This window comes from Burkholderia savannae (assembly GCF_001524445.2).
Taxonomy (GTDB): Bacteria; Pseudomonadota; Gammaproteobacteria; order Burkholderiales; family Burkholderiaceae; genus Burkholderia; species Burkholderia savannae.
In genome coordinates, this window is sequence record NZ_CP013417.1 from 2,273,749 (window position 1) to 2,295,550 (window position 21,802).

Below are 21,802 nucleotides of genomic sequence, written 5' to 3' on the forward strand. Positions count from 1 at the left end.
GCCGAGGCGTGTCATGCGACGTTCGTCATCGGCGACGGGCGGCAAGGCTGTCGCGCACGCTGGCTGTCGCGCACGCGCGGCGCTTACCCCGGCAGCGTCCGATGCAATTGCGCGAGCGACAGCGTCGTCGCGAAAAGCCGCGCGAGGCTGCGGCTCGCGTACGCCTCCACTTCGCCCGGCTCGGTCCAGCGAAACGCGTCCATCTCCGGAATCATCGTCCCGTCGCGGCGGCTCGGGAACATCGACGTGCACGTGCAACGCGACAGGTCCGTCTCGTGCGCGGCGGCTCGCGCGGCGAACAGGTGCAGATCCTTGTCGTGCCGGTAAGCGAACAAGCCGAGATCGGTCAGGCGCGCGGGATCGAGCACGATGCCCGTCTCCTCGACCAGCTCGCGCAGCGCCGCCTGCTGCGCGGTCTCGCCCGGCTCGTCCTGGCCCTTCGGGATGTCCCAGTGCGCCGTGTCGGTCGCGTGCGCGAGCAGCACGCGGCCGGCGGAATCGAGCAGCACGATCCCGCAGGACACCGTGCGCGGCCGGCCGCGCGGCTTCATCGCGCTCATCCGCGCGTCAGGCCCGCGTCAGCGCCTCTGCAACTGCCACTTGCCGGCCTCGGTCTTGCAATAGAGCGGCCGCAGCGTCATCGACTGCCCCTTCGCCTCGATTTCCGTCTTGATCTCGCGGCACGTGCGGCCTTCCTGCTCGGTCGTGCTCGGCGTCAGCTTCGCCGCGAGCTTCGTGCCGCGGCCTTCGTTCATCCAGTCGACGGTTTCGCCGTCCTTGCCTTCGTCGCGAACCTTCTGCACGGCCTTCGCGAGCGACGCGGTGTCCGCCTTGCTGAAATAGCTGATCGGCGTGTCGTTCAGGAAGTTCAGGTTGTTCTGCGCGTGCGCGGCAAGCGCGGCCGCCGCGCACGCGGCGCCCGCCAGCGCGCGCGACAGGATCGAGACACGGGCTCGCATCGTCATGTTGTTCTCCTTTGGAAGCGATCGAACGTCCGGCGCGCGGCTTCGGCCGCGCGCCGCAAGAGCGCTCAAGGATAACTGCAACGAACGGTATTTGAAACCGATCCGGCGGCGCGACGCGGCCTCGCGTGGGCCGCGCCGCAGAAAATCGACGGCGAAACCGCTTCGGGCGGCGCGCGGCGATCGGCCGCGCCGCCAGCCGCGCGCATCGCCGCAGCGCCGCGTCGCGGCCGGCGCTCGGCTCCTCAGTACTGCAAGCCGAAGCCGCGCGAATAGCGCAGCGGCCCCGTCGATCCGTCCGCGTTCAGCGCATGCACCGCGACCGGCAGCTTGCCGACCGGCCGCTCGACGCCCAGCATCGCGTCGACGGCGGCGAACAGCGACGGGCCGCGCAGCCCGCCTTCGTAGCCGTAGTACGCGTACGTCGCGAGCGCCGCGTCCGCGACGTCGTCGTAGCTGATCACGTCGTACGGCGCACGCATCGTCACGTGAATCACGGTCTTGCGCCGCGCCTTCGCGTAATCCATCGCGTCGCGCATCTGCTGCGCCTCGTTCGGCACCGCGACGGCGAGCACGCTGCGGCGCGCGCGGACATCCGCGCCCGCCCCCGCGCCCGCGTCGACGTGATCGAAGATCACCGAGCCCGCCTCCTCGCCGTTCGCGGGCGCCGTCTGCCGCATCAGCGCGGGCGCGGGCGGCACGATGCGCGCGCTCGGATCGCCGTTGTGCTCGACGGGCGTGACGCCCGTCGACAGCGTGCCGACGATCACGACATCCGCCGCGTCGATCGCCTGCTGCTGCTCGGGCCACGTGATCGCGCTCAGCTTCGCGCCCGTCACGAGCGGATGGCCGAGCTCGGCGAAACGGCGCCGCATCGCCTCCGCCTGCTCGCCCCACGGCGTCAGGATGAAGATGCGCCGGCCTTGCGCCTGCAGCGGCAGCGTGCCGTTCTCGTTGCGCAGCAGCGTGATCGACTTGCGCGCGATGTCGCGCTCGACCGCGCGATGCGCGGGCCCGCCGATCGACGCCAGTTCGTCGATCGGCCTGCCGCGGTCCGCCGCGACGATGCCGTTGCGCAGCTTGGTCAGCACGATCCGGCGCACCGAGCGATCGAATTCGGCGCGGTCGATCCGGCCCGCATCGACGGCTGCCGCGACGCGATCGACCAGCGCCGTCAGCCGGCCGGCGTCGGCCGCGGTGCGAAACTCGACGGGCATCAGCGCGATGTCGACGTCCGCCTGGAACACCTTGACGACCGCATCGTCCTCGTCGAAGAAATCGGCGATGCCCTTCATGTCGAGCGCGTCGGTGATCGTCACGCCCTGATAGCCGAATTCGCCGCGCAGGATGTCGTGCTGGATGCGTCGCGACATCGTCGCGGGCGCGATCATCTGCTCGCCCGTGCGCGTCGCGACGCGCGTGTCGTCGAGCGACGGATACTGGATGTGCGCGGTCATGATCATGTCGGGCGCCTCGCCCGAGTCGATCGCCTGCCGGTACGGCGCGAGATCGATCGCGTACGCGTCGGCGCGCGACTTGATCACGACGGGCAGCCCGTAGTGCGAATCGGTGTCCGTGTCGCCGTGCCCCGGGAAATGCTTGAACGTGCCGATCACGCGCTCGCTCTTCATTCCCTGCACCATGCGCCGGCCGAGCAGGCCGATCGTCGCCGGATCGTCGCCGAACGAGCGCACGTTGATGACGGGGTTGAGCGGATTGCTGTTCACGTCGACATCCGGCGCGAAGTTCACGTTGAAGCCGACCGCCGCGATCTCCGCCGCGAGCACGCGGCCCATGTCGTATGCGAGCCGGTCGTCCTTCGTCGCCTCGTAGGCCGCGCCGAGCGCCATGTTGCCGGCGAACGCCGTCGCCTCCACGCGCGGCAGGCGGAACACGTTGCCGCCCTCCTCGTCGATGCCGACCATCAGGCCGACCGGGCTGTCGGCCGCGGGCGCCGCGCGGATTCCGTCGATCAGCCGGCGCGTCTGCTCGATGCCCGTCAGGTTGTTCGAGAACAGGATCACGCCGCCGATGCCGTTCTCACGCAACGCGTCGCGCGCGGCGTCGGGGAATTCGGTCATGCCGCTCGTGCAGGCCGGCTGCCCGTCCGGGCACCAGTACCGGAACGCCATCATGATCTTCTGGCCGACCTTCTGCCGGGTCGACATGCGCTCGACGATCGCGTCCGCGCGTGATTCGATCGTCGCGTCGTCGTCGCCCGACGAGCAGGCGCCGAGCGCCGCCGTCACCGCCAGCGCGACGGGGAAATGAACCAAGCTTTTCTTGCGCATTTTCACCGAGTCCTTGCCGCGCGCATTCGCGGCATTTACGTCATTTGATTCGTGATCCGGAATTCCCTTCGGCTTTCGGTTCATCGGTACTCCGGAACTTCATGCATATCCATTCACTCTGAATTCGCATGCATCGAATTCGTCAAATCAGTGATCGACATGCGACTTCTGCCGCGAACATTCGCGCCGATTCGGCAGTGCGCGCAGCATAGCACGGCCCTTTTCACGCTGCTTTCGGTTTTCGGCACGACCAATGCGATTGCCGATATCAACCGAATCACGGCCGCGCAATGCGCGAATATGCATGCCGAACGCGCAATGAGCGATCGTTCGCCGGTTCAATGCGGACGATTGAGAAACGTGTCGTTCGATTACGTGAATTTCGACGGCCAAACGCAAAAAGGCGAAGTCGTCGTGCTCGATGCGGTTGCCGAGCGCGTGCAGACGATCTTCAACACGCTCCGCCGGATGCGCTTCCCGCTGAACAAGGCCGTGCCGATCGAGCGCTATCGCGGCGACGACGTCGCGTCGATGAACGACGACAACACGTCGGCGTTCAACTCGCGGCCCAAAACGGGCAGCGACGAGTGGTCGATGCACGCGTACGGCGTCGCGATCGACGTCAATCCTTTGCGCAACCCGTACGTGTCGTTCGGCGGCGACGGCGGCGCGCGCGTGCTGCCCGAGTCCGCCGCGAAGGCGTCGATGAACCGGCTCGACGAACGGCCCGGCAAGCCGCCGAGGCCCGGCATGGCCGAGCGCGCCGTCGACGTGTTCGCGAACAACGGCTTCCTGCGCTGGGGCGGCTATTGGGACGACCCGATCGACTATCAGCACTTCGAAGTGGGCTCGCGCGCGCTCGTCGCGCAGATGGTCGGCGCGCCGCCCGATGAAGCGCGCGAAATGTTCGAGCGTTACGTCGCGTCGTATGCGGATTGCCTTACGGATACGACGCACGAGAATCATGCGGCGGCGCGCGCCGCGTGCGTCGAAGACGCGCTGCGCGAGTGACGCCGGGCGGTGGCGTCGCGCAGCCCGCCCGTTGCGCGCGTCTCAGCGATTGCCGAGCGCCGGCTTCGCTTGCGCGTCGTAGCCGTCGGTGAGCGTGCCGAGGAACGCGATCACGTCCTTGATCTCCGCGTCGGTCATCGCGGGCGGATCGCCGCGCTTGCGGTCGAACGGCGGCTCGTCGTTCAGGTTCTTCCAGTAGCGCTTGGGCAAGTCGTCGAACTTCTGGACGACGCCGTTCTTCACCGGATAGAACTTCTCGGGATGCGTGTCGCGTTGCGCGTAGAAGCGCATCACGTCCTCGAGCGAGTGATAGATGCCGTTGTGGAAGAACGTCTTCTTCAGCGCGACGTTGCGCAGCGTCGGCGTGCGGAACAGCCCGCAGAACTCGTCGCGCCCCTTCAGGTCCCGGCGTTCGGGCCCGCATGCGCCGAGATCGCGGAACGCCGGATTCCGGTTCACGGCGAGCTCGCGATTGCGCGGCACGCCGAGCGCGATCAGGCCGAAATCGCTGAACTGCGGCGGCGTGCCGTCGAGTCCGCGCCGGCTCACGTGGCAGCTCGCGCAGTTGCCCTTCTTCTCGTCGTTGAAGACCTGCAGCCCGTGCAGCTCGGCGCTCGTGAGCTGCGCGCGGCCCGCCAGATAGGCGTCGTACTTGCTCGTGTACGGATAGAACACGTCGGGCGTCTGCTCGAACGTGCCGAGCGCCTGCAGCACCGCGTCGAACGTCGCGCGGTCGTCGTCGAGCACGCGCGAGCCGAACGCGCGGCGAAACGCGTCCGCGTACGGCGCGGCCCGCACCGCGCGCGCGACCTTCGCGGGCGTGCCGTTCATCTCGAACGGCGACGTGAGCGGCACGCGCGCCTGCTCCGCGCCGCTGTCGACGCGGCCGTCCCACGTGAGGCCGCCCGTCGGACCGGCGTCGACGCTCTCGTCGCCCTCGTCGTCCGACTCGTGATAGTGCTCGCTGAACGCGGGCACCTTCTGCAGGTACTTGAGCGTCGGCACCGCGCGAAAGCCCTGCTGGCGCAGATCGTCGCCGCCGAATTGCGCGGGCAGCGCGTTCGGCGGCCCGAACGCGTGCTGCGGGCTGTGACACGACGCGCACGCGAGCTTGCCGCTGCCCGACAGCGACGGATCGAAGAACAGCTGCCGGCCGAGCGCCGTCATCTGCGTCACCGCTTCGTACACCTGCGCGCGCGTCTGCGGCCGGCGCTCGACGACGGCGGGCGCACCCGCCTGCGCGGCGGGCGCCGAAGCGGATACCGCAGCGGGCGCCGAAGCGCGCGTCTCGGCGGGGCCGTTCGCATCGCAGGCGGCGACGCTTGCCGCGAGCGCGGTCGCCGCCGCGAGCGTGCGCAGCGCGGCGAAGGTCGAACGATTCCGGGTGGCGTGTCGCAGCGGGCGGCGCATCATCGATTCGGCGGTGTCGAGTGGGAAAGGCGCGAGCGTATGTCACGAGAATGACAAATCGATGACGATAAATCGACAGCTGAACGAAAGCATTACAACATGTTGCTGTCAAACGCTCCTTACACAATCCGCGCAGCCGGCTGTCAAAGCACATTCATGCCGCACGCCGCTTCGCGCGACGCGCGCCGGCCGGCCCCTCGATACCCACACCCCTCGTGCGACAAGAGAGATAACGGATGAACAAGCATTGGATTCGCGTGACGCCGATCGCGCTGGCGGCCGCCTTCGGCCTCACCGCGTGCGGCGGGGACGACGTCACGTCGCCCGGCCTGTCGGCAGTGAAGAACGTCGTCGTGATCTATGCGGAAAACCGCAGCTTCGACAACCTGTACGGCAACTTCCCCGGCGCGAACGGCCTGCAGAACGCGACGGCCGCGAGCGCGCAGCAGGCCGACCGCGACGGCACGCCGCTCGCGACGCTGCCGAAGATCTGGAACGGCCTGACGGCGGCGGGCGTGTCGCCCGCGGTGACGGAGGCGATGACGGCGAACCTGCCGAACTCGCCGTTCGCCATCGACGATCCGAACGGCTTCAACACGCCGATGAGCGTGACGACGCGCGACCTCGTTCACCGCTTCTACGAGAACCAGATGCAGATCGACGGCGGCAAGAACGACAAGTACGCCGCGTGGTCCGACGCGGGCGGCCTCGTGATGGGCCACTACACGGCCGATCCGTCGAAGCTGCCGCTCTGGAAGCTCGCGCAGCAATACACGCTCGCCGACAACTTCTTCATGGGCGCGTTCGGCGGCTCGTTCCTGAATCACCAGTACCTGATCTGCGCGTGCGCGCCGTATTACCCGAACGCCGACAAGAGCCCGGCCGCGAGCCAGATCTCGGTGGTCAACCCGGACGGCGTGACGCTCACGACGGCCGCGAATTCGCCCGCTTCCGCGCTGTCGGGCCCGCCGAAGTTCGTCAAATCGGGCGGCCTCACGCCGGATTTCTACGCGGTCAACACGATGCAGCCGCCGTATCAGCCGAGCGGCAACGCGGCCGCATCGGGCGGCGATCCGAACCTCGCCGATCCGTCGAACCCGTCGACGCTGCCGCCGCAGACGCAGCAGAACATCGGCGACCTGCTGACGAACTCGGGCATCTCGTGGGCCTGGTACGGCGGCGCGTGGGGCGCGGCGCTGCAGGCCGCGCAAAGCAACACGTCGGGCGTGATCTACGGGCCGAACATGACCTCGCCGAACTTCCAGCCGCATCACCAGCCGTTCAACTATTACGCGAACCAGGCGCCCGGCAGCGCGAGCCGCGCGCAGCACCTGCTCGACGCCGGCTCGAACGGCACCACGCTCATCCAGGCGATCGACGCGGGCAAGCTGCCGCAGGTCACGTTCTACAAGCCGCAGGGCAACCTGAACGAGCACCCGGGCTACACCGACGTCGCGTCGGGCGACCAGCACATCGCCGACGTGATCTCGCACCTGCAGAAGAGCCCTCAGTGGAACAACATGGTCGTGATCGTCACGTACGACGAGAACGGCGGCTTCTGGGATCACGTCGCGCCGCCGAAGGGCGACCGCTGGGGCCCGGGCACGCGCATTCCGGCGTTCGTCATCTCGCCGTTCGCGAAGCAAGGCTTCGTCGACCATACGCAATACGACACCGCGTCGATCCTGCGCTTCATCACGCGCCGCTTCTCGCTGCCGAAGCTCGCGGGCCTCAAACAGCGCGACGACGCGCTCGTCGCGAACGGCCTCAAGCCGATGGGCGACCTGACGAACGCGCTCACGCTGTCGACGGGCAACTGAGCGCGCTACCGGATCACGACGACGCGACATCGCTTCATTGGGCGGCTTCGGCCGCCCTTTTTTTCGGCCCGCGCGCGGCGCACTCGGCGCGCCGCATCCGATCGGATGCAAGCATTCGCACGCGTGCGGCCGGGCGCGCACGGGACGCTCGCATGCGATGCCGCGCGCCGCGATGTCCGCCGCCCGATTCATCGCGTGCGGCACTCCCGCGGCACTCCGGTGCCGATCTGCATCGATCCGCGCCGATCCGGCGCCGATCCCGCACCATCCGCTCCGCCTGCCGCGCATTCCGGCCGCCGCCGCGCGCGCCGTCCGCCCTCGCGAACGCATGGCCCGCCGCGCGCCTCGTTTAGAATGCACGCTCCCTTTCCGACCGTCCCTGCCATCCAAGCGAGACCGCCATGATCATCAAACCGCGCGTACGCGGCTTCATCTGCGTCACCACCCATCCGGCCGGCTGTGCGGCGAGCGTGCGCGAGCAGATCGCCTACGTCGAGCGCGGCGGCCCGATCGGGCACGGGCCGAAGAAGGTGCTCGTGATCGGCGCGTCGACGGGCTACGGGCTCGCCGCGCGCATCGCGGCCGCGTTCGGATCGGCGGCCGCCACGCTCGGCGTGTTCTTCGAGCGCGCGCCGGGCGACGCGAAGCCCGGCACCGCAGGCTGGTACAACAGCGCCGCCTTCCATGAAGAAGCGGCCGCGCGCGGCCTGTATGCGGCGAGCATCAACGGCGACGCGTTCTCCGACGAGATCAAGCAAAAGACGATCGACGCGATCAGGCGCGATCTCGGCCAGGTCGACCTGGTCGTCTACAGCGTCGCCGCGCCGCGCAGGACGCATCCGAAGACGGGCGAGACGTTCCAGTCGACGCTCAAGCCGATCGGCCGCGCGGTGCGGCTGCGCGGGATCGATACGGACAACGAGGCGATCAAGGAAACGCTGCTTCAGCCGGCGACGCCCGACGAGATCGCCGGCACGGTCGCCGTGATGGGCGGCGAGGACTGGCGGATGTGGATCGACGCGCTCGACGCGGCGGGCGTGCTCGCCGACGGCGCGAAGACGACCGCGTTCACGTATCTCGGCGAGAAGGTCACGCACGACATCTACTGGAACGGCTCGATCGGCGAGGCGAAGAAGGACCTCGACCGCACCGTGCTCGCGATCCGCGACAAGCTCGCCTCGCGCGGCGGCGACGCGCGCGTGTCGGTGCTGAAGGCCGTCGTCACGCAGGCGAGCTCCGCGATTCCGATGATGCCGCTGTACCTGTCGCTGCTCTTCAAGGTGATGAAGGCGCGCGGCACGCACGAAGGCTGCATCGAGCAGGTCGACGGCCTGTTCCGCGACAGTCTCTACGGCGCGCATCCGCATGTCGACGCCGAAGGCCGGCTGCGCGCCGACGGGCGCGAGCTCGATCCCGCCGTGCAGGCGCGCGTGCTCGAGCTGTGGGACCAGGTGACGGACGACAATCTGTACACGCTCGCCGATTTCGCCGGCTACAAGACCGAATTCCTGCGTCTGTTCGGCTTCGAGATCGACGGCGTCGATTACGACGCGCACGTCGACCCGAACGTGCGGATGGCGAATCTGATCGACTGATTCGCGAATCGGGCAGCCGCCTCTTCGCACGGCGCCAGGCCCGGCGCCCCCGGCATCGGCATCGCGCGATGCGATGCCTGCGTCCCTGCGCGCCCGTCACACGAGCCCGTTCTCCGACGCGTACATGAACAGATCGACGTCGGACTTCAGCCCGAGCTTGCCCATCGCATTGTGCTTGTGCGTGCTGACCGTCTTGATGCTGCGGCCATAGCGGTGCGCGATGTCGGTCATCGTCATGCCGGTCGCGCAGAGGCGCACGACCTCGATCTCGCGCGGGCTCAGCTGCGGCGGCGCGTCCGTCGCGCGCATCGCGAGCCCGCTCGCCGCGCCCGCGTGCGTGCCGACGAATGTCCGCCCCTGGCACACGGCGGCGAGCGCGCGCGGCAGCTCGTCGAGGTCGCCCCGCTTGCTCAGCACCGCGAGCGCGCCCGCCTGGCGCATCGTGCGCATCAGCACCGGGTTGTCGAGCATCGTCAGAACGATCACGCGCACCGAAGGATGGCCGTCGCGGATCGCGGTCAGCATCGCGAGGCCGTCCGCGGCCGGCTGGTCGGGCATCGCGAAATCGGTGATGACGATGTCGCACGGCGTGGCCGCGAGCCGCGCGAGCAGCCCCGCCGGATCGTGCGCCTCGCCGACGATCGACACGTCGGCCATGTCCGCCAGCATGTGACGCACGCCCAACAGCACGAGCGGATGGTCGTCCGCGATCAACACTTGAACGCTCATTTACCTTCCTCCTTTTGGATCGCCGCGATCGCGCGATTGCGCCGGATGCGCAACGCAGCGCAGCAGATGGTTCACCATCGCGAGCGTGTCCCGGACCGCGCCGCGGATCGCGCGGGCGTCGCCCGCCGCGAGCAGATGGTGGAATTCGTCGAGCAGCGCATCGACGTGCGCCTGGCCGAACAGGCCGTACGTGCCGCGCGCCGTGTGGCACCACGCGCGCAGCTCGCGCTCGGACAGGCCGTCGCGCAAATGGCGCGTCAGCGCATCCCGGTCGCGCTCGAGCGCGCGGCGGCACGCAAGCAGGATCGCGTCGCGCGCCGCGCCGTGCGCGGACGACGCGCCGAATCCCGCGAGCAGGCGCGTCGCGTCGATGCGCGACGGATCGAAGCGCAGCGCGGGCGCGGGCTCGATCGCATCGACGAGCGCGCGCTCGAGCGCGTCGAGCGTCGTCGGCTTGCCGATGCACAACGTCATGCCGGCCGCGACGCAGCGCGCGTATTCGGCGTCCGACACGAGCGCCGTCACGCCGACGACGGGCGTCGCGCGCACGCGCGCATCCGGATGCGCGCGGATCGCCGCCGTCAGCGCGACGCCGTCCATGCCCGGCATCCGGCAGTCGGTGAGCACGACGTCGAACGCGCCCGCCTCGAGCGCGCGCAACGCTTCTTCGCCGCCGCCGCAGAGGCGCGCGCGATGGCCGAGCGCGTCGAGCTGGTAGCCGATCACGACGCGGTTCATTTCCTGATCGTCGACGACGAGCACGCGGTACGCGCGCGGCTCGCTTCCCGTCGCCGCGCGTGCGCACGCCGCATCCCGCGCGTCGAGCGCGGCGCGCAGGCTCTCGGTGAACGCGCGCCAGCCGAGCGGGTTGCTGCTCAGCCGCACGTGCGTGCCGTCGTCGAGCCAGCCGGCGGGCTGCGCCGCGTCGGTCACGCCGACCCAGCCGATCTGCGGCCGCGCCGCGTCGACGCGCGCCTCGTCGCACACCACCGCGTCGACGTCCGTCGCGCCGCGCGCGGCGAGCCGCACGCCCGCGGCGCGCGCGTAGGCGGCGAGCGTCGCCGCGGCCGCCGGATCGCCGACGTCGATCGACACCACGCGCCCGGCGAGCGCATCCGGCGCGTAGCCGCGCGCCGCGACCGCGCAGCGGATGCGCGCCGTCGCCGTCGTTCCCCTGCCTTCCTCGCTTGACAGCGTCACGTCTCCTCCCAGCAATCTCGCGAGCTTGCGCGCGATCGCAAGCCCGAGCCCCGTTCCCGATTCCGTGCGCCGCGCGCCGCGCGCCGCGCGCACGAACGGCGTGAAGAGCCGCCGCAGCTCGTCGGCGGCGATGCCGATTCCCGTATCGACGATCGTCGCGACGATCTCGACCGAGCCGTCGGCCTCGTGCGCCGCGCGCACGCGCACCGACACGCTGCCGCGCTCCGTGTACTTGATGCCGTTGCCGATCAGGTTGACGAGAATCTGCCGCAGCCGATTGCCGTCCGTCAGCACGGCGGCCGGCACGTCAGCGTCGACGTATAGCCTGATTCGCAAGCCTTTGCGCTGCGCCTGCACCGCGAGCATCGCGGTCACGCTGTCGACGAGCTCGCGCACGTCCACGCGCGTCTTCTCGATCGCGAACTGCCCCGCCTCGATGCTCGCGTGATCGAGAATGTCGTTCAGCACGCGCGCGAGCGACTGCCCCGAGTCCTGCACGAGACTCAGCAGCCGTTGCTGCTCCGGCGCGAGCAGCCCCTTCTTCAGCAGCTCGACGAGCGCGAGCATGCCGTTGACGGGCGCGCGCAGCTCGTGGCTCGCGGTCGCGAGCGAGCCCCGGCTCGCGCGCAGCGCCGCCTGCAGGCGCTTCAGATCGCGGTGCGCCCATCCGTAGCTCAGCAGCGCGACGAGCACGTGGCTGCCTCCCCAAAGCAACGGGTACAGATGCGTCCACTTGCAGGGCGTCGCCGCGATCAGCATGCTGTCCTGCACCCGCGCGGAAGCCTGCGGCAGCGTCAAGAACGCGAGCGCTGCTGCGGAGATGCACACCAGTATGCGTCGACAGAATTTGCCTCCGCAAAAGCCGTCGCTTTTCATACCTTTATCCCATATGGAACCTCGTCAGAATACGCATCTCTTCCGTTTCCGGAAAAAACTCGCACCTCCTTTTTCTTGTCGCCGTTCCATTTATGGGTAGGGTCGTTTATCCCATCGCACGTGCGCTTTCTCCGATTCCTCGATTCGATGGCGCGCAGCGCAGAGCGGCGGCGTCCGCCCGCGGCCGGCCCGGAACGAAAATGGGACGGCCGACACGCGAAAGTCGGCGATCAACGCATGCGCAGGGCGATATTCTCGCGCCCGAATTGGCCGTTTCGGGCTTCGCACATCGTCAAATCTACGCTTCGTTCGAAAACGAAAAAAACTGTTCCGGCTTTTCCGCTCACCTCCATATCCCCCCGTCCGACTCGATTCGCATGTCCGAAACGATTTTCAGAAAACGCCGATTTTCGGCTAATAGCGCACGTCGATCACCACACTGTCCGTATACGTGCCGACGGCGGGCGTCTGCTGATCCGAGTAGATCCGCGCGGTGTACGGAAACTGCTGCGCCGATCGGCCGTCGGCCGCCGCGCCGCTGCCCGCGCGGTTCGTCGACTGCCCCCACACCGCGCCGCCGCCCGAGCCGAAGATGTCGTACTGCAGCCGGTTCGCGCCGTTCGCCATCTGCCGGCGCCCGCTCGCGTGCGGATTCGCGCCGCTGGTGAGGCCGACCGTGTAGACCATCCCCTTCGTGCAGGTGAGCGACACGCTGCCCGTCACCGGCGCGAAGCTCGCGACCGTCGGCGCGGAACCGAAGTTCACGTCGGGCGCGACGATCACGCAATCGTTCGTCACGGTGAGCGTGACCGGCACGACGGCCGTGCCCGAGCCCCGGTCGCGGCCGAGACAGAGGCCGAGAATGCCGATCCCGCTGCAGTAGTCCCAGCTCCACGCGATCGTCAGCGTGTCGGCGTACGTGCCCGCCGCGACATTGCTGCCCTGGATCGTGCGGAAATACAGCGGCAGCGTCTTCGCGGGGCCGCCGAAGATCCCGAGCAGGTTCAGCAACTGCCCGCTCGCCCAGTTGTAGGTCGTGCTGTAGTCGAGCTTGATCGAATAGTTCTGGTCGGCGAACGCCGCGTACGGCACCGCGTCCCCCGTCGGGCCGACGAGCTTGCCGCCGTTGGCCGACGTGATCGTCGCGTTGATCTGGTCGCCGATCACGAACAGGCCGAGCAGCGCGCCCGAGCACGACAGGCCGCTGCTCGTCGTCGACGTCGACTGCGGCTGGCTCGCGGCGACGAACGACGTGACCGTGCCGAACGACGCGGGGGCCGCGCTCACGACCGAGCACGTCGCGTGCGCGTGCATCGCCGCGAAAAGACCGAGCGCGAGCGCCGCCGCGACGCGCACGACGAATTGGCAGAATGGCTTCATCGATGAATCCTGTCGTTATTCGCCGCACGCGAGCGGGCCGATGCGGTTCATCCTAGCCGCGTCGACGTCGGCATCGAACGTCGCTCGGCACGTGCGGCCGTCCGGCGTCGTCACGCGCAGATGATTGACCGCGGACAAGCCTTCGAAATAAGTCTCGCCCTGCCAGCCGACGAGCGCGGTCTGGCCGCTCTCCTCGTGCAGCACGCGCGAGCCGATGCCGATCGGCCGGCCCGCGGCGTCGACGAGCGAGATTTGCGCGGAGACGATCTTCTCGATCGGGAACGTGACGAGCGCGCCGCCGCGGTCGCGCACGGCCACGCGCTGCTCGACGACCGGCACGCGCACGTTGCTCGGCAGCTCGAGCGGATCGATTTCGTACTTGCCCGCGTAATACGACGGCGCCCACGGCACGAGCAGATGGCCGCCGCCGTCCGTCTTGCCGACGAGCTGGTTCTCGTAGCGCACGGGCACGCCCTTGCGGCCTTGCGTGTCGATCAGCACGAACGCGTCGTCGACGCGATTCGCGGGCAGCATCGCGCCGTCCATCACGACGACCGAGCCCTGCATCTCGCCCCAGCGCGCATAGCCGCGCCCCGCGCCGTAGCCGTACGCGCCGCCCTGCACCTGGAAGTAGCGGTTGCGCCACGTCGCGTCCGCCTGCTGATAGTGCGAACCGCCCCCCGCGTACGCGAGGTTCCAGCCGAAGCCGCCGTCGCTCGGCACGCTGCGGCTGTACTGCACGCGCTCGCTGACGCTGTTGTTCTGATCGCGCGCGAGCGAGCCCGTCACGACGCCCTTGTCGCCGAGCGGCACGATCAGTTGCACTTGCGCGGCGAAGCCGTGGTCGCCGATCGTCTTGTTCACCGACGCGTAGAGCGTCGCGCGCCGCAAGATCGGACGCGTGTACGACAGGTTCGCGATCCGCGTGCGCGCGCCGTCGGCGCCGCGCACGTCGAAATAGCCGGCGCCGAGCGTGCCGCCGATCGCGCCGAGATTGAGCGCGCCCGTGGCCTGCGTGCTGCTGCGCACGAGCCGGTACGCGACGTCCGAAGGCAAGTCGTAGACCGACAGATCGCGAAACCCGTCGGTGCGCTGAATCCGTTGCAGCGCCACGCTGAAGCGCTGCGACGAATAGCTGTAGCCGAACGCGTACTGCCGGCCGGACGCGCCGGCGAGACGGCTCTGCGTCGCCGCGACGTTGAGCACGCCGAACATGCCGACGCCGACGTCGAACCCGAGGCCGCCGAGCGCGAAGCGTTCGCCGCCCTCCGCATGGCCTTCGATCGTCAGGTAATCGGTGAGGCCGTAGCGCGCGGTGCCCGACGCCGCGAACTTGCCGTACGAGAACGAGCGGATGCCATAGTCGCGCCGCATCGCGCCGACCGACAGCGAATAGTCCGAGAGCCCCTTCTGCAGCAGCGTGTTCGCGACGTAGAACGGAATCGTCGTCGCGACCCGGCGGCCGAGCGCGTCGGTCGTCACGACGGTCGCCTCGCCCGCGCCGTTGATGAACGGCACGTTGTTCAGCGTGAACGGCCCCGGATTCACCTGCCCCGTCGTCGTCTTGCTGCCGTTGATGAAGAGATCGACGGCGGTCGGCACCGCGGCCTGGCCCGAGAACTGCGGCAGCGGATACGTGACGATGTCGGGGCGCACCTTGAAGTCGCGCTCGATCGACACGCCGCCCAGACGCACCGCGCTCGACCACGACAGCGCGCCCGTAATCACGTCGCCCGCCGTGTACGTGAGCATGCGGTCCTGATCCGAGTAGCGCCAGGACGTGTCGTAGCGCAGATAGCGGTTGCTCGCGACGCCGCCGCTGCCGCCGTAATCGCGCCGATAGACACCCGTGTTCGTCACGGTGCCCCACTTGTCGAACAGCCGCGCTTCGGTCCATGCGGACGTGTAGCTCGTGCCGAGCGTCGGCGAATTCGCGTACACGTCGTAATTGAACAGGAGCCCGAAGCTCACGGCCGCGGGCGTGCGGTCGTACAGCCGCCGCGAGCCGACCGCCTGCTGCGGCAGCCAGTCGGGCGGCACGCTCAGCTTCAGGCGCTGCTCGCCGCTCTCGTATTCGACTTGCACGCCGTCGAGCGTCGACAGATCGACGAGCGCGTCGGGTTCGGCGTGCGTGCGCACCGACGCCTGCGCGAGATCGCCCGCGCGCGCGTAGTAGACGCCGTCCCGATAGCGGATCGGCACGATCCGCCCGGTCGACAGCTCGTTGACGACGAGCTCGAGGTACAACGTGCCGCGCGTCGCCGCGCCGCCCGCGGGCGGCAGCGCGCGGCCGAAGCTCTCCGCGAGCGTCATCGGCTCGTTCGCGTGCACGTCCCCCGCCGCCGCGAACGCCATTCCCACCGCCCACGCCGCCGCGCGCCGTCGCGGCAGTCTTCTCGTTCTGTGTTCGTTGTACCCGTTGTACCGCTTCAAGGCATTTCCCCGTCGCGACGTCGTCGCTTGTGTCGTGATGCGGATTACCGGTTCGAAGCGGCGCCGTCCACGTCGATCGCGAGATCGGCCACGCCGTTGACGGTGGCGACCAGCTTGGAATTGGAATTGAGCTTCATGCTCTCGGGCAGCGCCCAGCGCATCTGCGCGCCGGGCAGCACGTAGCCGAGCAGGCCGCGCGCCAAATCGGCGCGCGAGCCGTTCGATTCGAACGCCGCGCGCGTGATCCGCGCATGCACGGGGCCGCGGTTCGACACGACGAGCCAGCGCTTGCCGCCGTCGTGCACGATGCGCCACCGGAGGGCGGGCCGCCCCGCCGTCGCAGGGTCGCGACGCTCGTCCGGGTTCTCCTTCGTCCACAGGCCGTCGCCGTACACGAAGAGCGGCACCGAGTAATGCATCTGGAACTTCACGCCCAGCGCCGTCTCGTTCGCGGCGTTCCGCGCGTCGTCGTCCGGCTGCGGGATCTCGTCGATCAGCACACGGTACGCCTCCTCGGTGCCGGGCGCGGCGTCCGCGAGGCGGGTCAGCCGGATCAACTGGCGCTTGCCGGGCGGCACAGTCGCCATCGGCGGGCTGCCCGCGATGCGCTGCTGGCTCTCGTCGTAGACATCCTCGCCGTTCGCTTCGCGCCAGCCGAGCACGCGCACCTGCAGCGTCACCGGCCGGCGATCGCGGTTCTCGAGCCATAACGCCGCCGCGCGCTGATCGCTGTCGATCACGGGATCGATCGGCCAGATCATCACGGACGTCGCCGCATGCGCGTGCGGCGCGACCAACGCCGCCGCGGCCGCCGCGCCGACGAGCGCGCGGCGCAACATGCGTGCGGCTCGCGCCGGCATGCCGGGCGATCTCGAAACTTTCATCACGGATTCCTGATTGATTAATAACTGAGCGTGACCTGCGCGGTGTCGGTGTACGTGCCGGCGGGCGCGCCGCCGCCCGGCAGCGTCAGCGCGCCGTAGATCGGCAGCGTGATCGTCCCGGACACGGGCAGCGACACCGCCTGCCCGATCGCGATCGCCTGCGTGTGTCCGGCGTCCGAATACAGCTGATATGCGACGCGCGCGCCGCCGCTCGCCAGATTGCGCTGCGTGTTGCCCGCGCTCGCGTTCGCGCCGCCGTCGATCGTCATCTTCAGCGTCGAGCCGGGCGAGCATTCGATCTGCAATGCGCCGCCGCCGACCGCCGCGCTCGCCTGCCCCGTCGCGACGGCCGGATGCGCGCCGAAATCGAGCGTGCCGAAGCTCAGGCCGCTCGTCGGCCCGCCGCCCGCGACGCCGCAGCCCGCGACAATCTGCGCGCTGACCGTGAAGGCCTGGGTTCTGGGCAACAGCGTGTCGGCCCGGCCAATCGCCGGAACAACCGGCAGCAACGCGGCGCACAGCAGGAAAACCACTCGCTCAAAGGTCGACATGACGATCGGAATCTGGGATCGCCTCGCGGCTTGCTCGTATGCGCGCCGCGAGGCCGGACTGAACGGAGTCGATGCGCTCGCTCACCAGCCGAGCGTGACGTTCAGCACATCGACGTACGTGCCCGCGGCGAGCGCCGACGAGCTCGTCTTGTTGACGACACCGTAAAGCGGCAGCTCGAATGCGGCGCCCGGCGTCGGCACCGACACCGATTGCGGCGTGCCCGCGACGTAGTGCTGCGAGTGGCCCGCGTCCGCATAGACTTCGTACGGCACGAAGCTCGCGCCGTTCGCGAGCGCGCGCGTGCCCGTGCCGACGGCCGCGCCCTTCGACGCGTTCTGGCCGCCGTCGATCGTCACCTGGATCGACGTGACGTCCGGCGAGCACGTGACTTGCGTCGACGTCGAGCCGCCGCCCTTCGCCGCGCTCGAGAGCTGGCCCGTGAAGCCGCTCGGCTGCGTGCCGAAGTCGAGCGTGCCGAAGTTCGTCGCGCCGACAGAACCGCCGCCCGTATCGACCGCGCAGCCCGTCGTCAGCACGAGCTGCGAGTTGACCGTCCCCGTGAGCGGGCTGGTTTGCGCCTGCACGCCTGCGCAAACCGACACGCAGGCGACGGCCGCCCAGACTTTCCAGTGAGCCTTCATCTTGTTTCCTTCTGTGTGGTGAAAAAGAACTGTTGCTGCTTACCCGCTCCGGATCACCAGTCGAGCGTGATCCCGAGCAAATCCTCGTAGGCCCCGGACGGCATCGCGCGCGTCATGCCGTTGACGACGCCGAAGAGCGGCAGCGTCACGTCGTCCTGCCGCCCATCGACGAGAAACGACTGCGGCATGAGCGGCACGTATGGCACGCTGCGCGCCGCGTCGCGGTACACGTGGTACGGAATCCGGCCGACGACGCGCCCGTGCGCGCCGCGCGTCACCAGATAGCGGGCCGACTGGTCCCCGTTGCGGCCGCTGTCGATCGAGACCAGAAAGCCGTCGACGTCCGGACTGCACACGACGCGCACCGCGCCGTTCGACGTCGCGCGGCCGTCGGCCGCCAGGTAGTCGGACCAGAGCGGTCCGTGCGCGCCGAAATCCAGCCGGCCCAAATCCGCGCTTCCGGCAACGCCCGCGACCTCGCATCCGCGACTGACCTGCAAATTCACCTGCATCGCGCCGGTCAGTTGCCCGGCCGAGACGGTCGCGAAAGCCAGCATGAATGCCGCCCCGCCCATCGTCTGCACCACACGCTTGCGCATTTCGCTCTCCACACGATCGCCCGTTGATTTCGTCGTTGTTTTTCGATGGCCCAATCGCCGCGCGCCGGCCGCGCGCGGCGGCCCCGTCGCCTTGCGCGCGATACATGCGCCGCCGCCCGGCACTCGGCTCGCGCCGCCATGCGTTCGGACGAGCGCGGACCAACGGCGGCGCATCGCGCGCCGCCGCCGCGGCAGGCAAGATCGGATTGGAATTCGGCCGGCTCGGTTTTAATTGGTTGAAGCCGATCCGATTGGTCTACTCGATTGCGGTTATTTCGGAACCGCGCCCCGATTCCATCGAAAATATAATTGAATGGATGATGAATGGTTAGAGTAATTGTTACCATCGGAATAATCCGAGTTTAGGTAAATTTGACAATATTTAAAGATTCATTCTGGCGCGCCAAATCTCGCATTTGAAACGCGATCGGCTCGACCGGCGCCGCGTTAGGCGCGGCACGCAAGCGTCATCGAACGATCGGAAACGAAACAAGAGAAATTGGATTTATGCGACGGGAAATATCGAATTCCGCCGATTCGGGTTCGCATCACCAAAAGATACCGTGCGCACGAAAGACCATCTATTTTGGCGAGACCAAAATTTTCGCCCGCCCAATCGATAGGGAAACCGAAATATTAAATCTTGACTTTCGCAGGCCGAAATTTCGCACATCAATTCGAATCACGAATTAATTTCCGAAATTCGTATATTGAGCAATTCGAATATTCCGACATCCGGACGATCAGCGGCGCGGGCGCGACGCGTCGCGTCGCGCCGTCGAAGACAGGCCGCGCGCGCGCCGCAGCCGGCCATTTCGCCCGCCCGCTCAGTTCGGCTGGAACTGAGGCAGCAGTTCGGCGAACCGGTCGGCGAGCGTTCGGCGCGATCGCTTCGGCCAGATGGCCGTCAACGGAAATTCGGGCAGCGCCTGCCCATCCGAGACCGGACTGAACTCGACGCCCTCGAACGTCAGCGTGCGGATCGACGACGGCAGCAGCGACACGCCGCAGCCCGCCGCGACGCACGCGATCACGGTCAGCGTGCGGTTCACGTCCTGGACGATCTCGATCGGATGGCCGGCGAGCCGGAACGCGCTGAGGATCGCCGCGCGTATCGACGGCAGTTGCTCGTGCGGGAACCAGATGAGCCCGGCGCGCGACAGCTCCCGCAGCGTGATCGTGCCGTCCGGCTGGCGCGGAAACGACTTCGGAATCACCGCGATCAGCGGATCGCGCCGGATCAGCTTCTCGTTGACGGGACCGCCGATCGCGACGGGCGTGTGCAGAATGCCGATGTCGATCTCGCCGCGCTCGAGCGCGACGACCTGCTCCGCATTGCTCATCTCGCGCATCACGAGATCGACGCGCGGCGTGGCCGCGCGCAACGCGCACACCGCGGAAGGCAGCGTATCGAACAGCGCGGCGGACACGAAGCCCACGCTCAGCCGCCCCGCCCGCTGCGCGCCGATCTCGCTCGCGCGCCGCGCGGCGGCGTCCATCCGCGCGAGGCTCAGGCGAATGTCGTCGACGATCGCTTCGCCCGCCGTCGTCAGCGCCGCGCCGCGCCTCGAACGCTCGAACAGCTTCACGCCGAGCTCGCGCTCCATTTTCGTCAGCGCGTGACTGAGCGCGGGCTGCGCGACGCCCAAGCGGATCGCCGCGTGAGTCAGGCTGCCCGTGTCCGCAATCGCAAGGAAGTATCGAAGATGCTTGGATTCCATAATCACGCAGCGCCACGAGATTGCGTTCCGACGGCCGCGCCGCCGCATCGCCGAGACGATGGACACGTATTGCGAATACACGATTTCATTCCGCGCCCGCCTTCAATAGACGAATTCGGCCGGCGCATTTTCAATCTCATCATCATTCAACCAAACAGAATTATTCGACGAACAATTTCAAATATCCGAATCAATCGTACCAAAACGATCCTGAATCCACAGACGCCGACGCCACGCAAACGTTCGCGCAACATTTCGCCTCACGCGATCGACGTCACGGCGAAATACGCAATCATAATTTTCTTTTATCAATAATGCTCGACTTCGTGATGCATATATCGTTTACCTCTCGATAAAATATGACGATATGATGCGGGCTTTTTCCAATCGCTTATGGCGACATCATTCCGGAGAGCATGAGTGAGCTGGTACAAAGAAATATCGCCCGTTGAAAGACGTACATTCAAAGGATGTTTTTCCGGCTGGGCGCTCGACGGCGTCGACACGCAGATGTTCAGCCTCGTCATCCCCGCATTGCTGACGTCCTGGGGCATCGGCAAGGGGCAGGCGGGCCTCATCGGCGGCGCGACGCTCGCCGCGGGTGCGATCGGCGGATTGCTCGCCGGCGCGATCGCCGATCGCTTCGGCCGCGTGCGCGCGCTGCAGATCACCGTGTGCTGGTTCTCGCTGTTCACGTTCCTCAGCGCGTTCGCGCAGAACTTCGAGCAACTGCTGGTGCTGAAGGCGCTGCAAGGGCTCGGCTTCGGCGGCGAATGGACGGCGGGTGCCGTGCTCCTGAGCGAGACGATGCGTGCGCGGCACCGCGGCAAGGCAATGGGGATCGTGCAGAGCGCCTGGGGCTTCGGCTGGGGCGGCGCGGTGCTGCTCTATACGCTGATCTTTTCGTGGCTGCCGCCCGAATGGGCGTGGCGCGTGCTGTTCGCGATCGGCGTGCTGCCCGCCCTGCTCGTGCTGTACATCCGGCGCGCCATTCCCGAGCCGCCGCGCGCCGACACGATCGCGTCGGCCGCCGACGCGGCGCCCGCGCAACCGGCAACGAGCATCTTCGATCCGTCCGTGCTCAGGATGACGATCGTCGGCGGCCTGATCGGCGTCGGTGCGCACGGCGGCTATCACGCGATCACGACCTGGCTGCCGACCTATCTGAAGACCGAGCGCCATCTGTCGGTGCTCGGCACGGGAGCGTATCTCGCCGTGATCATCGTCGCGTTCATCGTCGGGTGCATGACGAGCGCGTACTTGCAGGACCGCATCGGCCGCCGCAAGAACCTGATGCTGTTCTCCGCCTGCTGCGTCGTGACGGTCAATCTGTACGTGCTGCTGCCGCTCGACAACCTCGCGATGCTGCTGCTCGGCTTTCCGCTCGGCTTCTTCGCTGCCGGCATCCCGGCCACGCTCGGCGCGCTCTTCAACGAGCTCTATCCGAGGAACGTGCGCGGTCGCGGCGTCGGCTTCTGCTACAACTTCGGCCGCGTCGCATCGGCGATCTTCCCCGTGCTCGTCGGGCACATGGGGACGTCGATGCCGCTCGGCCTCGCGCTCGGCATCGACGCGGGCATCGCTTACGGGCTCGTGTTCATCGCCGCCTGGTTCCTGCCCGAAACGCGCGCGCGCGATTTCCAGTCGCCGCAGCCCGACCCGCGCATCCGCGAAGCGGCGCTGTAGGAGCCGGCCGGC

General features: G+C 68.1%; 18 protein-coding genes. 5 read left to right on the forward strand and 13 right to left on the reverse strand.

The genetic code is table 11. The features are described from left to right. Window positions 1-83: 83 nt before the first annotated feature. The 3 genes from WS78_RS11070 to WS78_RS11080 form a co-directional block, all read right to left on the reverse strand. Complete coding sequence (locus WS78_RS11070; RefSeq protein ID WP_038751338.1) at window positions 84-560, reverse strand: NUDIX hydrolase; 477 nt, start codon at window positions 558-560, stop codon at window positions 84-86. A gap of 18 nt (window positions 561-578) precedes the next feature. Further along, a complete protein-coding gene (locus WS78_RS11075; protein ID WP_038751339.1) occupies window positions 579-965 on the reverse strand; it encodes an RT0821/Lpp0805 family surface protein in 387 nt (128 codons plus the stop codon). Between the two features lie 242 nt (window positions 966-1,207). Then, window positions 1,208-3,253: a glycoside hydrolase family 3 protein gene (locus WS78_RS11080; protein ID WP_059583189.1), complete on the reverse strand. Its 2,046-nt coding sequence runs from the start codon at window positions 3,251-3,253 to the stop codon at window positions 1,208-1,210. Between the two features lie 150 nt (window positions 3,254-3,403). On the opposite strand from WS78_RS11080, the gene WS78_RS11085 reads away from it, so the two are divergent. Beyond that, on the forward strand, window positions 3,404-4,264 hold the full coding sequence (locus WS78_RS11085; protein WP_059583026.1) for a M15 family metallopeptidase: 861 nt from the start codon (window positions 3,404-3,406) through the stop codon (window positions 4,262-4,264). Between the two features lie 42 nt (window positions 4,265-4,306). On the opposite strand, the gene WS78_RS11090 is transcribed toward WS78_RS11085, so the two are convergent. Further along, a complete protein-coding gene (locus tag WS78_RS11090) occupies window positions 4,307-5,677 on the reverse strand; it encodes a cytochrome-c peroxidase (RefSeq protein ID WP_059583022.1) in 1,371 nt (456 codons plus the stop codon). Window positions 5,678-5,910: 233 nt separating this feature from the next. Here WS78_RS11090 and WS78_RS11095 point away from each other — a divergent pair, with 233 nt between their 5' ends. Both WS78_RS11095 and fabV read left to right on the forward strand, forming a co-directional pair. After that, the gene (locus WS78_RS11095) at window positions 5,911-7,494 is read left to right on the forward strand and encodes an acid phosphatase (protein WP_038751342.1); all 1,584 of its coding nucleotides are present in this window, start codon (window positions 5,911-5,913) and stop codon (window positions 7,492-7,494) included. A 401-nt stretch (window positions 7,495-7,895) separates the two neighbouring features. Next, window positions 7,896-9,089: an enoyl-ACP reductase FabV gene (gene fabV, locus WS78_RS11100; protein ID WP_038751343.1), complete on the forward strand. Its 1,194-nt coding sequence runs from the start codon at window positions 7,896-7,898 to the stop codon at window positions 9,087-9,089. A 96-nt stretch (window positions 9,090-9,185) separates the two neighbouring features. Here fabV and WS78_RS11105 read toward each other — a convergent pair whose 3' ends face one another. The 8 genes from WS78_RS11105 to WS78_RS11145 all read right to left on the reverse strand — a co-directional run bounded on the left by WS78_RS11105 (window position 9,186) and on the right by WS78_RS11145 (window position 18,383). Continuing rightward, entirely contained in the window at window positions 9,186-9,818 is a 633-nt protein-coding gene (locus WS78_RS11105) for a response regulator transcription factor (protein ID WP_038751344.1), read from the reverse strand. Continuing rightward, entirely contained in the window at window positions 9,819-11,894 is a 2,076-nt protein-coding gene (locus tag WS78_RS11110) for an ATP-binding protein (RefSeq protein WP_038751345.1), read from the reverse strand. Window positions 11,895-12,308: 414 nt separating this feature from the next. Beyond that, window positions 12,309-13,274: a Csu type fimbrial protein gene (locus WS78_RS11120; protein ID WP_059583019.1), complete on the reverse strand. Its 966-nt coding sequence runs from the start codon at window positions 13,272-13,274 to the stop codon at window positions 12,309-12,311. A 15-nt stretch (window positions 13,275-13,289) separates the two neighbouring features. Continuing rightward, window positions 13,290-15,629: a fimbria/pilus outer membrane usher protein gene (locus tag WS78_RS11125; RefSeq protein WP_394335880.1), complete on the reverse strand. Its 2,340-nt coding sequence runs from the start codon at window positions 15,627-15,629 to the stop codon at window positions 13,290-13,292. 122 nt (window positions 15,630-15,751) lie between these two features. Further along, complete coding sequence (locus tag WS78_RS11130) at window positions 15,752-16,591, reverse strand: fimbrial biogenesis chaperone (RefSeq protein WP_059583010.1); 840 nt, start codon at window positions 16,589-16,591, stop codon at window positions 15,752-15,754. A 17-nt stretch (window positions 16,592-16,608) separates the two neighbouring features. Further along, a complete protein-coding gene (locus WS78_RS11135; RefSeq protein WP_059583007.1) occupies window positions 16,609-17,142 on the reverse strand; it encodes a Csu type fimbrial protein in 534 nt (177 codons plus the stop codon). Window positions 17,143-17,223: 81 nt separating this feature from the next. After that, entirely contained in the window at window positions 17,224-17,784 is a 561-nt protein-coding gene (locus WS78_RS11140; protein ID WP_038751350.1) for a Csu type fimbrial protein, read from the reverse strand. 53 nt (window positions 17,785-17,837) lie between these two features. Then, entirely contained in the window at window positions 17,838-18,383 is a 546-nt protein-coding gene (locus WS78_RS11145) for a Csu type fimbrial protein (protein WP_059583186.1), read from the reverse strand. 23 nt (window positions 18,384-18,406) lie between these two features. Here WS78_RS11145 and WS78_RS11155 point away from each other — a divergent pair, with 23 nt between their 5' ends. Beyond that, the gene (locus WS78_RS11155) at window positions 18,407-18,715 is read left to right on the forward strand and encodes a hypothetical protein (RefSeq protein WP_226377123.1); all 309 of its coding nucleotides are present in this window, start codon (window positions 18,407-18,409) and stop codon (window positions 18,713-18,715) included. 495 nt (window positions 18,716-19,210) lie between these two features. Here the strand turns inward: WS78_RS11155 and WS78_RS11165 are convergent, their stop codons facing one another. Continuing rightward, window positions 19,211-20,104, reverse strand: a complete 894-nt coding sequence (locus WS78_RS11165) for a LysR family transcriptional regulator (protein ID WP_038751435.1) — start codon at window positions 20,102-20,104, stop codon at window positions 19,211-19,213. Between the two features lie 420 nt (window positions 20,105-20,524). Between WS78_RS11165 and WS78_RS11170 the strand changes: the two genes are divergently transcribed. Then, window positions 20,525-21,790 (forward strand): MFS transporter, encoded by a 1,266-nt coding sequence (locus tag WS78_RS11170; RefSeq protein WP_038751352.1) that lies wholly within the window; start codon window positions 20,525-20,527, stop codon window positions 21,788-21,790. Window positions 21,791-21,802: the final 12 nt, after the last annotated feature.

Bases quoted from the DNA above. Each gene is read 5' to 3' on its own strand.
- WS78_RS11070 (WP_038751338.1), bottom strand. From the start codon at position 560: ATGAGCGCGATGAAGCCGCGCGGCCGGCCGCGCACGGTGTCCTGCGGG.
- WS78_RS11075 (WP_038751339.1), bottom strand. From the start codon at position 965: ATGACGATGCGAGCCCGTGTCTCGATCCTGTCGCGCGCGCTGGCGGGC.
- WS78_RS11080 (WP_059583189.1), bottom strand. From the start codon at position 3,253: ATGCGCAAGAAAAGCTTGGTTCATTTCCCCGTCGCGCTGGCGGTGACG.
- WS78_RS11090 (WP_059583022.1), bottom strand. From the start codon at position 5,677: ATGATGCGCCGCCCGCTGCGACACGCCACCCGGAATCGTTCGACCTTC.
- WS78_RS11095 (WP_038751342.1), top strand. From the start codon at position 5,911: ATGAACAAGCATTGGATTCGCGTGACGCCGATCGCGCTGGCGGCCGCC.
- fabV (WP_038751343.1), top strand. From the start codon at position 7,896: ATGATCATCAAACCGCGCGTACGCGGCTTCATCTGCGTCACCACCCAT.
- WS78_RS11105 (WP_038751344.1), bottom strand. From the start codon at position 9,818: ATGAGCGTTCAAGTGTTGATCGCGGACGACCATCCGCTCGTGCTGTTG.
- WS78_RS11110 (WP_038751345.1), bottom strand. From the start codon at position 11,894: ATGAAAAGCGACGGCTTTTGCGGAGGCAAATTCTGTCGACGCATACTG.
- WS78_RS11120 (WP_059583019.1), bottom strand. From the start codon at position 13,274: ATGAAGCCATTCTGCCAATTCGTCGTGCGCGTCGCGGCGGCGCTCGCG.
- WS78_RS11125 (WP_394335880.1), bottom strand. From the start codon at position 15,629: ATGGCGTTCGCGGCGGCGGGGGACGTGCACGCGAACGAGCCGATGACG.
- WS78_RS11130 (WP_059583010.1), bottom strand. From the start codon at position 16,591: ATGAAAGTTTCGAGATCGCCCGGCATGCCGGCGCGAGCCGCACGCATG.
- WS78_RS11135 (WP_059583007.1), bottom strand. From the start codon at position 17,142: ATGTCGACCTTTGAGCGAGTGGTTTTCCTGCTGTGCGCCGCGTTGCTG.
- WS78_RS11140 (WP_038751350.1), bottom strand. From the start codon at position 17,784: ATGAAGGCTCACTGGAAAGTCTGGGCGGCCGTCGCCTGCGTGTCGGTT.
- WS78_RS11145 (WP_059583186.1), bottom strand. From the start codon at position 18,383: ATGCGCAAGCGTGTGGTGCAGACGATGGGCGGGGCGGCATTCATGCTG.
- WS78_RS11165 (WP_038751435.1), bottom strand. From the start codon at position 20,104: ATGGAATCCAAGCATCTTCGATACTTCCTTGCGATTGCGGACACGGGC.